The sequence below is a fragment of the Sphingobacterium mizutaii genome (genome assembly GCF_900187125.1).
Lineage (GTDB): Bacteria > Bacteroidota > Bacteroidia > Sphingobacteriales > Sphingobacteriaceae > Sphingobacterium > Sphingobacterium mizutaii.
Genome location: NZ_LT906468.1, coordinates 1,828,202 through 1,844,088 on the forward strand (window position 1 = coordinate 1,828,202; position 15,887 = coordinate 1,844,088).

Genomic DNA, 15,887 nt, shown 5'->3' on the forward strand with positions numbered 1-15,887 from the left:
ATAACCAAATAAACTAGAATGTTATGATGCAAAATTTAAAACACTTACTCGTTTTACTCTATGTGTTTGTGTCTGTCCAAGTTCAGGCCCAAGGGAGTATTTCAGGGTTAATTAAGGATCGAGAAACGGGCAACGCCATCATAGGGGCGACCATAACTTCAAGCTCAGGTATCAAAACTTCATCAGGACCAGATGGGAAATTCTCCATTAATCTTAATCCTAATGACAAATCGATTACCATCAGTTTTGTGGGGTATGAGTTAAAAACCGAATCAATTGATGGAAGGGAATTCTATGATATTACCCTTACATCTTCAGAAAATGCATTGAATGAAGTCGTAGTAATTGGCTATGGAACTGCAAAAAGAAGTGATATAACGGGTGCAGTGAGTAGCTTAAATGAAAAAGACTTTAACAAAGGAGTAAATACTTCACCTGAACAACTATTAGCTGGTAAAGTTGCAGGGGTTCAAGTTGTACAAAGTAGTGGCGAGCCTGGTGGAGGTATTTCTGTAAATATTCGTGGAATGGGATCAATCAATGCTAGTAACTCTCCGTTATATGTTGTTGATGGATTCCCTATTGATAACTCTGTAACAGTTGGAGGGACGGGAGCGAATTTTACTGGGATGAAATCTGCTAGAAATCCATTAAATGCTATCAATCCGAATGATATTGCCTCAATTGAAGTGTTAAAAGATGCTTCAGCAACCGCAATTTATGGTTCAAGAGGTGCGAATGGCGTGGTAATGATTACCACAAAACGAGGGAAAACAGGTGGATTAAAAGTAGATTATGACGGCTATTACGGCGTTCAGAATGTACAACATGATTTGGATATATTAAATGCCGAAGAATATAGGACTGTAGTTAATGCTATAATCGATGATGGTGGTGGCAATGCAAACCAAAGGATATCGGACTTGAAAAATACTACGGATTGGTTAGGAATGATGTACAATAAAAATGCGCCAATACAAAATCATAATTTGTCTTTTTCAGGAGGAAATGAACAAACTAAATACCATACTTCCCTAAATTATTACAACCAAGATGGGTTATTAATAAATTCTAATAACAATCGATATAGTGCTAGGTTGAATTTAGAGCATACAGGTTCCATTTTTAAACTTGGTGCTAATATGACAAGCTCATTTATAAAAGATAATTATGTGGCTAATGGTATGGATTTAAATGAACGTGCTGGGATTATTTATGCAGCAATAGCATATGATCCCACTTTGCCTATCTATAATGAAAATGGAGGATACATGCTTTCTCCAGATATGAACATTGATAATCCATTAGCAATTGCAAATGGAAAAACTTCCATTTCTAACTTATATAGAACTTTAGGAACTATTTATGGAGAAATAAACTTCTTAAACGACTTTACTGCAAAATTAAATTTAGGAGCAGATATATCCAATCAAAGAAGAGATACCTATGTTGATCGACAAACCATAGAGGGTAGGGCTAATGGTGGGATTGCAAGTATATTGCAAGGAAATAGCAATAGTTACCTAGCTGAATTCACATTAGGGTATAAAAAAACAATAGATATTCATGACTTTAATTTCCTTTTAGGGATAACAGGGCAACAGTTTAATGATAGGGCTGGTAATTCTCAGGGAAGTGGGTTTTCATCTGATGCTACAAAAACCGACAATATGGGACTTGGAGATCCTACAAAATTTATCGTGTCAAGTTCTAGATCAAGAAACAGTTTATTATCCTATCTAGGAAGAGCGAACTACAATCTGCTCGATAAATATTTGTTTACTGCTTCCTTAAGAATAGATGGTTCCTCTCGATTCGGCGAAAATAATCAATATGGTGTTTTCCCTTCTTTTGCCTTTGGATGGAAATTGGACCAAGAGGATTTTATTAAATCTTTGGATATTTTTAATTCCCTAAAACTAAGGGCAAGTTGGGGAAGAACAGGTAACCAAGAAATTGGTAATTACCAATCCATGTCAACTTATGCTGCTGGTCAGAAAGCAGTCATTGGCGAAGTTCAAGTGAGTACTACAACACCTAGCCGTCTGCCTAATCCGAACCTGAAATGGGAAACTTCCGAGCAACTTAATTTTGGACTGGACTTTTCCATTGTTAATAGCAGGTTATCTGGAAGTTTGGATTATTTCTTTAAGGACACCAAGGATATGCTATTAAATTTGGCTGTTCCTCGTACTACAGGTTTTTCCACAATGATGACTAACATAGGAGCGGTAAGGAATTCAGGCTTTGAATTAATGTTAAACTCTGTCAATCTTAAAGGCTCTGTAAATTGGGAAACAAACCTTAACCTAGCTTGGTTGAAAAATGAAGTACTTGATCTTGGATCAAACTCTATTATTTATTCGGGTTCATCAGGTGGTACTTCAAATATTTCCATTATTCAAGTTGGATTGCCTATGTATTCATTTTATGGTTATCAAATTGATGGCATTTGGCAAAAAGCTGATGATTTTAGTCAAACTAATGATAAAGTCGTTGCTGGGGATATTAAATACAGAGATATTAATGGTGATAAAATTGTCAATGCAGATGATAGGGTAGTCATTGGAAATTCCTTTCCAAAATATACAGCTTCATTAACCAATAATATAGATTATAAAAATTTCAACCTAAATATCTTTATTGATGGAGTATTTGATGTAGATATGCTTAATAATAATCTAGTGGATACTTATTTCCCTGCGAATTTAAAAAGAAATAGGATCGCCGAGCCTGTATTGAATAGGTGGACTGAAAATAATCCTTCTACTCAATACCCATCTTTTGTAAATCCGAATGGTCAAGGCAAAAAAGAAGTGAATACCTATACAGTTGAAGATGCAAGTTATATCAGACTGAGTACTGTAAAATTAGGGTATACATTTCCATTGCAGAGCACCAAATATGTCAAAGGACTTAATGTGTTTCTAGTAGGACAAAATTTAGCCATGATTACCAAATATTCTGGTTATGATCCTACAATTAATCCAAATGGAAGTGGAGCAAGAATTGATTGGAATGCATATCCTACTGCTAGGACTTTTATGCTAGGTGTAAATTTAAGTTTATAGAGTTATGAAAAGAATGTTTAAAACTGCGAAATATTTAGGTTTCCTAGCTTTGATGTTAAACCTTTCTTCTTGTAAAGATTTTTTGAAGGAAGAAGTATATTCTCAGCTTGCACCGGAAAATTATTTAAATACAAAGGAAGGATTGACTTCTGTATTATATGAGGCTTATGCCAAAGGAGCAAATATGAATAGTAATAATTCTATTTATGTACTTGGACCTCAAGAATTTTCAACAGATATCTTATACCAATCTGGTGATAATGTTGAAGCAACCATCAAAAACTATCGTGAGTTCAATTGGGATCCAACAATGGATTTCTTAATTCAAAATTGGGATTCACCCTATCAATGTATTCGAGATGCAAATATTATTTTAGAAAATATTGATAAATCCAATTTGACAGATGCTGAAAAAGCATTATTTGCCGCTGAAGCAAGATTTTTGAGGGCTACTTCTTATTATAAATTATCATTGTTTTTTGGCCCTGTGCCTTTAAGGACCTCTACAACTCAGGAGCTTAGCCTGAAAAGAGCTACCCAGGTAGAACTTAATAGTTTTATTGAAAATGAATTGTTAGAAACGATAAAGGTTCTTCCAAATCCTGGAAATGAACCTCAACATTATCGTGCGCATAAAGCAGCTGCTATGGGGTTTTTGATTAAATTTTATCTTAATTCTAAACAATGGCAAAAATCTGCAGATCTAGCAAAACAATTCATAAACGATTTTAACTATTCATTGCATCCGGTATATAAGGATTTATTTAAGGTAGAAAATGAAAGAAATAAGGAATATATTTGGGTTAGACCTGCAATTCCTTCTTCTGATAGGGTTACCGCAAATAGTTGGAGCAATGTTTCCTTCCCTGAAAATTTTAAATCTGCACCCGAGATAGGGCTTACATTCAAAAGTACTTGGCTAAATTGGCCTAATGAATTCCGTATATATGATGATTTTTATAATTCTTTTGAAAACAATGATAATAGGAAGGAATTAATGATCACAAAATATATCAATAATTCAGATGTTGAAATTACACTATTGGGTAATGATAATGTGCGATCTTTTAAATATTGGCCTGACCAAAACAATACAGGTGCTGCTCACGGGAATGATATTCCAGAAATTAGATTCGCGGATATCTATCTTTCTCTTGCAGAAGCTCTAAATGAAACCCAATATCCAAATCAGGAAGCCTTAAAATATATCAACATGGTAAGAAAGAGGGCTGGATTAAATGATTTAATTGCTTCAAATATTACCAGTAAAGAAATGTTAAGGAATTTGATTTTAACTGAAAGAGGGCATGAGTTTTATAATGAAGGCCATCGTAGGACGGATATGATCAGAATGGGGGTGTTTATCTCAGATGCCATAAAAAGAGGGAAAGCTGCTAAACCATATCAGGTGGTATTTCCAATCCCTCAAGTAGTGATTGATTCTGATACTGCAATTGAACAAAATGAAAACTATTAAACTGAAAAATATGAAAATCAAACAATTTTATTTACTTGTGTTAGCTATCTACACGCTACCATTCCATTCCATTAGTCAAGAAGTTCCGGGAAATATTGTTTGCCATGTTTCTGCAGAAGAAATGAAATATATTGGATCTCCTAGCTTGGTGATTCTTCCCAATGGTGATTATGTAGCATCCCATGATCTCTTTGGTCCTAAAAGTTCAGAATGGCAACAGGCTGTTACCAGAATTTTCACCTCAAAAGATAAAGGAAAAAAATGGAAAGAAATCAGCACAATCAATGGAGCTTTTTGGAGTTCCTTATTTGTACATAAAGGAGATTTATATCTATTAGGGCCTGATAGACATCATGGTACTGTTATGATCCGTAAATCTACCAATGGAGGTAAATCTTGGACCCAACCTAGCAACCAAGAAAATGGGGTTTTGTTAACTGGTCTTTTCCATGGTGCTCCGATGACTGTTGTTGAACATAACGGAAGATTGTGGCGTCCCATGGAAACTGCTCATGGACCCATTCTTCAATGGGGCAAGAGATATGGAGCCATGGTGATGAGCGCTGATGTAAATTCAGATTTGATGAAATCAAAATCTTGGCAAGTTTCGAATTCGCTCCTATATGATTCCACTTACCTAGATGGAAAATTTGGTGGCTGGCTTGAAGGTAATTTTGTAGTTGGTAAAGATAACCAACTTTGGAATATCCTTAGAGTAGATGTTAAGGGAAAAGAAAAAGAGAAAGCAGCATTTGTGTCAATCTCTCCTGATGGGAAAAAACTCAGTTTTGATCCCAATACTGGATTTGTAGATTTCCCTGGAGGTAGTAAAAAGTTCGTGATAAAATTCGATGAAAAAACAGGTAACTATTATACTTTGGCAAATGTTATAACAGAAAAATATGCTAAGGAATTTCCTGATCGAAACCCAAGTTCTATGAGAAATGTTTTAATGCTTAGAAAGTCTAAGGATCTTAAAACCTGGGAAGATGTGAAAATAATTTTGGAAGATGGAGATGTGAAAAACTCAGGTTTTCAATATGTCGATTGGCTATTTGAAGGAAATGATATCATAGTTCTTTCCCGGACTGCTTTTTTTGATGGTAAAAATAAAGCTCATAATAATCATGATGCCAATTTTTTAACCTTTCATAGAATTGAAAATTTTAGAAATCTATAAAACATATAGGTAGAGTAATTAACAATTACTCTACCTAAAAATATTGTTGTTGCAATGAATGTAATAAATTTCCATAATTTGCTCCCTATCATCTGCGGCTGTCTTTTATTAAGCTGCAAATCGAACCCGACTACCATGTACAAAATTGAAACCCTTACCCAATCAGATCGAGGACATACCCTTCACCATAATTCCGTATTCAACTTCAATAATGAATGGATCGTTTTTGATGCCCGTAACGACGATACTAAAATTGGGGAATGTACAGAAATCGGAATGGTCAATGTTAAAACCAAGGAAGAAAGAATAATATACCAAACCAAAAACCCAAGTCAATTTGGACCTGGTGTAGGTGCTGCATCCTTTCATCCGCATGAAAACCGAGTAATCTTTATACACGGGTTACCCAATGCAAATGCCGAAAAACCATACACAATGACCCGTCGATTTGGAATGTTGGTCGATATAGATCAAGGAAACCTAGCAATACCAGCTGATTCAAGGGATATCACAAAACCTTACTCAAAAGGTAGTTTGAGAGGCGGGACGCATTCCCATGCATGGAGTCCGGAGGGGAATAAGATCAGTTTCACCTATAACGATGAGTTTGTAGAACCGGATTTAAGAACCGTTGGGGTCATGGTTGAAACAAATGGGCTGGATAAAGTCGATGAAATTCCAGGAAATATCCAAGGAACCTATTATTCTGCACTTGTTGCCAATATTGTATCCAATCCTGTTCCCGGTTCGGACCAGATTGAAAAAGCATTTGATGAATGCTGGTTAGATAATAATCTATTGGCTTTCCAAGGCAATACAAGAAATAAGGAAGGCAAACTTATTACGGAGATCTATGTAGTAGAAGTAAATAAAGATATATTGTTAAAGGACTCCATTGTCCAGAATTCATCCGATTATCCGCCAGTACCCTTTGGAATCAATCCAATTCGAATTTCAAGATCGGAGCAAGGCCTATCTAATTTTAGGCATTGGTTAAGGGCGAGCCCTGACGGTAAACTAATCTACGCCTTGGCAAAAGACAAGCAGGATAGAAACCAGATCATACAATGCGATATCAGTTCTGGCAAATTGACCTATCTGAATGATTTTGATCTGTCGGTTTCTTCCCCAATTAATCTAGACCCAAAAGGAGAACGGATTACCTTTATTGCAGACAATAATGTATATCTCTTCCATTTAAAGCAATCAAAATTGGAGAAATTAACAGGATTTGCTACCGATGATTCCCGAATTCAGGGAATCCCGAATTTTTCCAGTGATGGCAAGATCATCGCTTTTAATCAATTTGTAGAAAATAATGGAAAGGAGAATCTACAGATCAAATTAATTTACTTAGAATAGAGAGTACGTTTAAACATGAATCTCCATCAATTCCCAATCCTTTTTGTAATTTAGGGATGTTCATTACAAAAGGTAAATTTATTCATGGTCGATCAAGGTAATATAGACGAAAGGGAATTGCTTTTGCAATTGCAGAAAGGAGACCGTATTGCTTTTGAGAAATTATACCATAAATATGCCGAAAAACTGACTGTAAAACTCCTGCAGTTAGTGAAATCTGAAGATCTTGCCCAAGACCTCTTGCAAGACATCTTTCTTAAAATTTGGCAGATCAGAACGGAGATAAAAGAAGAGAAATCTTTTGGGGCATTGCTGTATACCATGGCGACCAACCAGTCCCTTAATGCCTTCAGATCTGCAGTGAGAGAACAAAACCGTATTTCCCAATTGAATACCGGTGAATTCTATACGCATGTTGAAGAGAATTTACAGTTTGAAGAAACGAATAAGATTTTCGAAGAAGCGCTGTCCTCTTTGACCCCAAGACAGAGAGAAGTTTATGTGCTCCATAAACTGGAAGGCAAAAGCTATAAAGAGATAAGCGAACAACTTCAGATCAGCCATTCCGCTATCAACCAACATCTGCAGATTGCTAATAAGCAGATCCGCACATTTCTGCAAAGTAGACTCCCGCAGCTACTTTTGTTCCTGCTTCCCTTTGTATCAGGCAATTATTTCCGTTAGACTGTTAAAATTATCTTGTTGATAATCAGTTAAATACAAATTATTTTGTTTTTTTAATAAAACTATACTGTTACTTTTTTGGTATTCGGTGTATTCTAAGTATAATCCACTAACTATTAATAAAGCCAATTTTAAAATCCGATATGGAAAGAAAAGTACAATATCGTGTTTTGTTCCATAAGTATATTAACGATACTTTGGAAAAGGATGAACTAGACCTGTTGACTTCCATGATTGACTCTGAAGAATATGAAGAGGAAATGGAGGAATGTTTTCGGGAATATTTCCAGTATTCTGAGGATGAATTTGATCAGGAAGACTTGCGAGTGAAGTCCATTCCAATTGTGGAAGATACTTGGAAGCAACTGAACCTACGAATCAATGAAGAGAATCATTTAAAAGAATTTCCTAAGAATCGATTTTCAGCATACATAAAATATGCTGCCGCTGTATTATTGCTGTTGAGCATCTCAACGGTATGGTACTATATGATCAATAAGGCTAAAAAACCTGTACAAGAACAAATTGCCGCGGCAGATATTCTTCCTGGGACCAATCGTGCAACTTTGACTCTTTCCAATGGGAATGCTATTTCATTAAGTGAAGGACAAGAAGGGCTTGTAGTTTCTCCGGATCAAATGAGTTATGCAGATGGCACGCCGATTATGAAAACTCCTGAAGTCCAATTGGCGACCATAACAACGCCTCGCTCGGGTCAATATCAGGTGACCTTGCCCGATGGGTCAAAAGCTTGGTTAAATGCTGCCTCATCCATCAACTATCCGACCCAATTTATTGCTGATAAAAGACAGGTAAAAATTACTGGAGAAGTTTATTTTGAAATAGCCAAAAATCCAAAACAACCTTTTATCGTACAGTCTGACAAGCAGTTTGTCCAAGTATTGGGAACTTCATTCAATATCAATGCCTATGGTGATAAGGGGCAGGTACTGACCACCTTAGTTGAAGGGAGTTTGCAAATTAGTTCAGACCAGAATAAAGAAATAGTGAAAATTAAACCTGGACAACAGGCAATCCTTTCCAACAATGGGCAAATAGAAACCAAAGAAGTTGATACGGATGAGTATGCCTCTTGGAAAGATGGTCTCTATATGATCAATAACCTGAGCCTAGAAGATTTCGGAAAGAAAATCGAGCGCTGGTATGATGTGGAGGTCGATATGGGGAAATACAAAAATCAAAAACTCTCGGCCACCATTAGAAGGGATGTGAAGTTAAATGAAGTTTTAGAAGCAATAGAATTAAATACCAATATTAAATTTAGTGTAAAAGACAGGAAAGTGACTGCATACAAATAGACATCAATTTTTTATTTGCATTTGCAAAAAGCTGCCGAGGTGCTGAAGACACCTCAGGCAGTAATGCCTGGATAAATCAAGTATAGCTAACTATTTTTTAAACAGACAATACAAACTTAATCATTAGACTGGATTTTACAATTGAAGTCGGTCTAGATTTATGGGAATGTATTGTTCATTATGAATTTCCGATGAGCAATAAAAAACACGTTTTTTTATTAAAAATGAAACTGACCATTTTTCTATTTTTATTTTCCATGCTAGGAGTCATGGCAAAATCTAATGCACAGAAAGTCACTCTGGACCTCAAGAATGCTACTTTTAAGAAAGCATTTTTAGAGCTTACTAAGCAGACCGGCTATATCTTTGTGTTTGAGGATGGAGCTATTAATCCTGAATGGAAAGTAAATCTTAAAGTCTCCAACAAAGAGCTTTCTGATGTGATGCCTCAACTGCTAGAAGATAGGCCATTGCAATTCAAGAGAAGTGGAAAGTCAATTTCAATTTCCTCTAAGCCCATAAGGCAAGATAATCCTTCCAGCTCTCCAAATCAACCTGAAATCAGTATACAAGAAAGTATTTCTGGTCAGGTTCTAAATGAAAAAGGGGAGAAGCTGATTGGAGCCACCATCATAAACCTCCGCACGAAGAAAAACTATTCAACAGATTCGCAAGGTAGCTTTAGCATCGATGATGTCCAGCCGACGGATATTTTGGAAATTTCGTATCTAGGTTATGAAAAAAAGCAACTTCAGCTTGAGGGTAAACAGTTCTATTCTGTGCAATTGATCCCCAAGCCTGAAAGCATAGGAGAGGTTACCATTGTCAATACTGGTTTCCAGACCATTTCTAAAGAACGCTCCACAGGGTCATACGGTACAGTTTCAAAGGCTCAATTAGAAAAGCCTTCAACTAATATCTCCCAACGTTTGATAGGAACCATTCCGGGAATGCAAGCCAGATCGCTGGATGATAAAGGGAATCCTAAATTTGAAATCCGTGGACAATCTAGCTTAATGGCGAATGCTTCACCATTGGTTGTTGTGGATGGTTTTCCGATTCAAGGAGATTTCTCTTCCATAAATCCCAATGATGTAGAGTCTGTAACGGTGTTAAAGGATGCTGCTGCAGGTTCTGTCTGGGGCGCACGCTCTGCCAATGGGGTAATTGTAGTCACTACCAAAAGTGCCAATAAGAATGCTCCACTAAAAGTAGCGCTAAATGTCTTTACTAAAATTTCTCCGAAATTGGACTTGAGCTATGTTCGTCCACTAGCTTCCTCATCAGAAACCGTTGATTATGAAATGAAAGCCTATGAAAATTGGCGTGCTCTTCCGGATCCTTTTTCTTTTTATGATGTGGGTTACGATTGGGGAACAGCCGGCATCTTGATGAATGAAGCGAATTATGGCCATATCACTACGGCAGAGCGTGATGCGCAATTGGCCCATTTAAAAACTTTGGATAACAAAAAGCAGATTACTGATCATTTGCTGGCCAATCCAGCAGCAACCCAGTATAATTTCTCCATTTCTGGAGGATCTGAAAAAATGACGAATTATCTTTCCCTAATGCATGAAAGTGATCAGTCAAACTTTAAAGAAACCAAGGGTAAAAAATATTTGATCAACTTCAGGAACAATACCAGTATCACTAAATGGTTGGATCTCACATTGGGTGCTAATTACCTTTTCAATAAAGATTATACCAGTGGTGTTACCTTGGAAGATTTGAACAGCTGGTCTCCTTATGATATGCTGGTCAATCCTGATGGGTCCTATACCAATGTCCATAAATACTATACGCCTATTCTGGATCGGGATGTGCCAACTTCTTCTTTCCCTTATTCCGATTGGACCTACAATCCTATTTTAGAAATCGCAAACAGAAACCTAAGTGTTGAAAATACGCAGGCTAGATTTCAAGGAGCCATGAACTTTAAATTACTTAAAGGCTTGTCTGCGGAATTAAGGGGGCAATATGAGTATGGAACTGCGAATACCCGGGATCTGTATAATGAAAACAGTTTTGAAGTCAGGAAAGCTGTAAATGAAGCAACCACTTGGGATTCATCAGTTGAACCTAATTTATTTATCATGAACCTGCCACAGGGAGGAATATTAAAGCAAAAAAGGGTTCGTACAGATTTATATAATGTAAGGGGCCAGTTAAGATATAATCGGGAATTTGGAACCGACCATGAGTTAGATGCCCTTGCAGGGATGGAATTCCAAAGTTTAACAGCCGAAACTGTTGAAAACCCGCCTTCTTATGGTTATAATGAGGAAACCATGTCTGTCGGTATTTTCCCGAATGGACCTGGTGGGCCTACAAATCCTATCTATGATTTTATGGGTCAGGAAATTACATTTCCTTATCTCAATACTTTTGGATATACCACCCAACGTCTTTTTTCAGCATACGGAAATGCAGCCTATACCTATAAACAGAAATATGTGCTTTCTGGAAGTTATCGTTTTGATGCTTCCAATTTAATTACTGATGACCCTAAATATAGATATGCACCATTCTTTTCCATTGGTGGAATGTGGCATCTGTATAAAGAAGGCTTTATGGAAAATGTGGGTTGGGTAGACCGATTAACCGCTCGATTGACTTATGGTAAATTAGGTAACTATGATCCTTCCACTACATTCAGGCCTTTGATTACGCCAAGCCAGTCGCCAGATCTTTATATCAATGCATTGTATGCTGGATTTGCAAGTTATGGTAACCCAACCCTGAGATGGGAGCAGACTAGCAATTGGGATCTAGGTGTTGATTTTTCGTTTTTCGAACATAAGCTATTTGGTAAAATAGACCTCTATAAAAAATCAGGTAAAGACCTGTTGGCAGAATTGTCCATTCCTTCCATCCATGGAACGTTTATCCAAAAATTGAACAATGCGGCGATGGTCAATAAAGGAATTGAAATTGATCTTGGTACTTCGCAGAATTTTAGTGAACAATTGCAATGGACAGCTAATGTAAATTTTGCCTACAACAAAAATGAAATCACCGATTTGTTTGTGGTGAATTATAATGCTTTCCAAATGCCTTTAGGCGGTTCTGCTGCTTATGTCAAAGGCTATGATGCCAATACAGCATGGAGATGGCAGTATTCAGGGATCGTAGATAATCAACCTACACGGATTGGGCCTGATGGTGAACCTTTCCCTTTATCCTCATTTCCTGAAGGCAATCCATTAACCTATTTGAGAAACATGGGTACTATGGTCGCTCCATATACCTTAGGTTTTATGAACTCCTTCAAGTATAAAAACTTTGATTTCTCCTTTATTTTTACCGGTAAATTTGGCCATGTATTCCAAACCATGGGATTCAATTACCCACCAACCTGGAATTCCAGGGTACTGCCCAATTCAAAACTTGCCGAAGTGAATGCTGCTGATCCTGCTAATATGGTACCACTGCCTTTGAATAAAGATGATGCCGAATATTATATCTGGAGTTATGTGACCGGTTCCATGGATTACTTGATCCAATCGGCATCGCATGTGCGACTTCAGGAAATTTATTTGGGATATACTTTTCCGGAATCATTGACCAAAAGAATTGGGATAAATAATGTGCTTTTATATGCACAAGGGAACAATTTATTCAGCATTTATTCCAACCAAGCTGGGGAAGATCCAGAGTTTCCGATGGGAGGGATGCGATTGATGCCTAGCTATACCTTCGGATTGAAGTTTGACTTTTAAGACTTAGAAAATGAAAAAAAGAATATTCGCGATATCGTTTCTAACATCTGTTTTATTGGCTTCATGTAGTAAAATCGATGATTTTTTGAATGAACCGCCAAGCAAGACTTCAGAGTTGGAAATCAAGACTCTTGATCAATTGAACCAATTGCTGAATAACTATGACGAAGTGTTTTCGGAAGACTTAAACATGACTGCGGTCTTTAGTTCTGATGATTATTATCTGAGCAGTTCTATTTATGATGCTGATCCTTCCGTATTATCCATCACTGCTGTGAAATACGCCCTTTGGGATAGTAAATTCCTACCTAATAATACCGGTGATGATTTCTGGACCGCCGAGTATAAGAAAATCTTCTATGCAAATACCGTATTAACTTATTTGGACCAAGTTTCAGGTGGAACGGTTGAACAGAAAAATAACCTGAAAGCTGAAGCCCACTTTATTAGGGCCTATAGTCTTTGGTTGTTGGCGAATACTTATTGTCTGCCATATACAGAAGCAAATGCTAATGAACCTGGTTTGCCCATCAAATTGACCATCAGTTTTGAGGAAAATAGCGAACGCCAATCTTTGGCAAAAACTTATGCGCAGATTGAAAGCGATATTGCTGAAGCCTTAAAAATCAATACTCCCTTAGTTCAAAGTGGGAGAGCGGTGCATTGGCGAGCCAACAAGACGGCAGTTAATGCATTTGCGGCTAGGTATTGGTTGAACAGGAATGATTATGCCAAAACACTGCAATATGCCAATGAGGCTCTATCAGGCTATAGCACCTTGGTTGATTATAATTCCCAAATGCGATTTGGAATTCCTAAAACGGTTACACTTGATGCCGGTACGGCAAGTCAAAAATCATTTACAATCCAATATCCTTACACCCATAACAACCAAGAGGAATATACCGATATGATCGGATGGAAAGAGTTTATTTACTTTAGGATGCTTTCCAATCCTAGTTTCTGGTATGTGCCTAGTCCCGATTTATTGGCTTTATACGACCAAAAGAATGATCTGCGCTATAAATACAATATCGTCAAAGGATATTCTTATGATCGCGGGATGATCAAACCTTCTTATGATTATCCTGGCTATGTTTTCTTTTACAAAGATCGAATCCCTTCTGGACCGACTGTCGCCGAAGTCCTATTGACTAAAGCAGAGGCGCAAGCGCATTTAGGAAATTCAGCTGCTGCCATGGAAACCCTCAATTCATTGCGTTCAAAACGCATGCTGGCGGGGCCTTGGGTAAACCTTAATGCTTCAACCAAGGAGGATGCCATTAAAAAGGTTTCTGAAGAGCGTAGACGTGAAATGCCATTCTCCCAGCGATGGTTTGATGTGCGTAGGTATAACCATAATGAGATTTCCTCTGATGATATCGTCATGAAGCGCACTTTCTATCCTTATAATAATTCGGTTGTCAATGATGATCAAGCTATTCAGAATTATACTTTAGAAAAAGATTCAAGACGTTGGGCCGCACCAATTCCAGTTTCGGATATAGAAGCTAGTAATGGTAAAATTGAACAGAATAAATACTAGAAATCGGATTTGTTATGAAAACCAATCATATTAAAGCAAGCTGCCTATTCATATTCATATTTATGGCTATCCTGAATGTAAATGCCCAGACAGAAGAAGAGTACTTATATTCAGCAAGGGAAATGGCAGACCTTCGAGCTGCGGTAGTTGCCAACCCAGATAGTATGGAGCTCAATGAAGAGTATTTAGCTGGATTTGCTAAACCCGAGCAAGCAGAAAAAGAGTATGCAAAATTGATCACTAAGTTTCCAAATTCTGCAGTTCTCCAAATCGCGATAGCCAATAAATTAGGAGATTTTAATCCTAAAAGAAAACAATACTTATTAAGAGCGGCCGAGATCGATCCTTCTAATGTTGAAAATTGGGAAAACTTAGCCTCTGATGCTGCTTTTAAAGGAAATAAGGAAGATGAAATCAAGTATATCCAAGAAGCCATTAAAGCCAACCCTGAAAGCTTGGATCTTAAAGCAAGGTATGTGTTCCTGTTTTCGGATGATGCAGATGAATTCAAGCTAAAGGCTAATGAATTTATTGATGCATACCCTAATTCTGAACAGGCCATTACTATTTTTAATATTGCTGGAATAGTATTAAAAAATGATGCTGATAAAATCCAGTCGGGTGAACGCATGTTGAAATTGTTTCCTGACAATGAGAGTCTGGTTTTCCTGGTTGCAGTAGTTCGACTGATTGATTCTTATATTATGACCGAAGAATACGACAAGGCCATTGAACTGGCAATGGAATATAAGGATAAAGGCGAAGCTGATTTAGGCTTAGGAGAAAAACTTACATTAGCTCAAAGTCTCAAAGGTTTTGATGCTAAAATGAAAGCTGCACAATTTGCTGAAGCAAAAGACCAAATCATCAACTTACGATACAGAACATTGAATGGAAATGATTTAGGAAGCTTGCTTATGCTGAAGAAAGCAATGGCATTGGATGCAAACAAAGAGACGCAGGCAGCATTTGATAGTTTAATAATTCTTCAAGCATACAAACCTTCATTAGCCAGCCAAGAAGCCTTGTATAAATATGGCGCAAAATTGAATAAGAGTAATGAGGAAGTGGATAAAGATGTTTATCAGCTGGTCATAAAGCAATCAAAGGAAGCAAAACCTTTTTCTATTGATTCCTTTGATTCTGAAAAGAAAGTCACTCTTGAAGATCTAAAAGGAAAAATAACCTTGCTGACTTTTTGGTATCCTGCATGTGGGCCTTGCAGAGGAGAGATGCCTCACTTTGAAAATGCTATTAAAGGCGTTGATCGCGAAAAATTCCAATACCTGGGAATCAATATCTACAGAGAACAGGATAACCTGATAAAACCTTTTCTAGACAATACGGGTTTTAGTTTTACTCCATTGGGAGCAAGTAAAGAAATTAAGAAGGACTATCAAATTGTTGCTGCTCCTACCAATTTTATTATTGACCAAGAAGGAAGGATTGTTTATTCAGATTTTACTGTTGATGCTGAAAATGAACAGATGTTGACCTTAATGATTGAGTCATTAATGAAATAGTCA

The 15,887-nt window shown here is 37.1% G+C and carries 9 protein-coding genes; all 9 read left to right on the forward strand.

Annotation, left to right across the window (positions count from 1 at the left end; all coding sequences use genetic code 11):
• The first annotated feature begins 23 nt into the window (after window positions 1-23).
• Window positions 24-3,071 (forward strand): SusC/RagA family TonB-linked outer membrane protein, encoded by a 3,048-nt coding sequence (locus CKW03_RS07820; RefSeq protein ID WP_093095581.1) that lies wholly within the window; start codon window positions 24-26, stop codon window positions 3,069-3,071.
• Between the two features lie 4 nt (window positions 3,072-3,075).
• Window positions 3,076-4,548, forward strand: a complete 1,473-nt coding sequence (locus CKW03_RS07825; RefSeq protein WP_197700993.1) for a RagB/SusD family nutrient uptake outer membrane protein — start codon at window positions 3,076-3,078, stop codon at window positions 4,546-4,548.
• A 10-nt stretch (window positions 4,549-4,558) separates the two neighbouring features.
• A complete protein-coding gene (locus tag CKW03_RS07830; RefSeq protein WP_093097715.1) occupies window positions 4,559-5,728 on the forward strand; it encodes a sialidase family protein in 1,170 nt (389 codons plus the stop codon).
• A gap of 135 nt (window positions 5,729-5,863) precedes the next feature.
• Window positions 5,864-7,090 carry a DUF3748 domain-containing protein gene (locus tag CKW03_RS07835; RefSeq protein ID WP_093095586.1) on the forward strand — a complete coding sequence of 409 codons (1,227 nt, stop codon included), beginning with the start codon at window positions 5,864-5,866 and terminating at the stop codon, window positions 7,088-7,090.
• Between the two features lie 84 nt (window positions 7,091-7,174).
• Window positions 7,175-7,774 carry an RNA polymerase sigma factor gene (locus CKW03_RS07840; protein ID WP_093095588.1) on the forward strand — a complete coding sequence of 200 codons (600 nt, stop codon included), beginning with the start codon at window positions 7,175-7,177 and terminating at the stop codon, window positions 7,772-7,774.
• A gap of 143 nt (window positions 7,775-7,917) precedes the next feature.
• Window positions 7,918-9,093, forward strand: a complete 1,176-nt coding sequence (locus CKW03_RS07845) for a FecR family protein (protein WP_093095590.1) — start codon at window positions 7,918-7,920, stop codon at window positions 9,091-9,093.
• Between the two features lie 269 nt (window positions 9,094-9,362).
• Complete coding sequence (locus tag CKW03_RS07850; protein ID WP_169918986.1) at window positions 9,363-12,815, forward strand: SusC/RagA family TonB-linked outer membrane protein; 3,453 nt, start codon at window positions 9,363-9,365, stop codon at window positions 12,813-12,815.
• Window positions 12,816-12,825: 10 nt separating this feature from the next.
• The gene (locus CKW03_RS07855) at window positions 12,826-14,361 is read left to right on the forward strand and encodes a RagB/SusD family nutrient uptake outer membrane protein (RefSeq protein ID WP_093095593.1); all 1,536 of its coding nucleotides are present in this window, start codon (window positions 12,826-12,828) and stop codon (window positions 14,359-14,361) included.
• 14 nt (window positions 14,362-14,375) lie between these two features.
• The gene (locus tag CKW03_RS07860) at window positions 14,376-15,884 is read left to right on the forward strand and encodes a redoxin domain-containing protein (protein WP_093095594.1); all 1,509 of its coding nucleotides are present in this window, start codon (window positions 14,376-14,378) and stop codon (window positions 15,882-15,884) included.
• The last annotated feature ends 3 nt before the right edge of the window (window positions 15,885-15,887 follow it).